The sequence below is a fragment of the Methylobacterium sp. D48H genome (assembly GCF_053345715.1).
Map to the genome: position 1 here is coordinate 1 of NZ_JBKFAP010000253.1, position 221 is coordinate 221.

Annotated in this window: 1 protein-coding gene; it reads left to right on the top strand. The window is 71.0% G+C overall.

Going from position 1 to position 221, the window contains the following annotated elements; translation table 11 throughout:
* Nucleotides 1–221 (top strand): hypothetical protein (locus ACLBX8_RS32375; RefSeq protein WP_447716489.1); only part of this gene is annotated, 221 nt, incomplete at both ends.

A 221-nucleotide genomic window follows, 5' to 3' on the forward strand; every position in this document is an offset into this window, starting at 1 on the left:
CCGAGCCCGCTCCTGGCGCACCACCAAGAGCCGCTGATCCAGAACTACGCTGGCCGGCGTTTCCGCCTGGAGCCCCGCTCGTACCGGGAGATCCAGCCCCGCCCGTACCGGGAGATCCAGCTCCGCCGGCCGAGCCCGCTCCTGGCGCACCACCAAGAGCCGCTGATCCAGAACTACGCTGGCCGGCGTTTCCGCCTGGAGCCCCGCTCGTACCGGGAGAT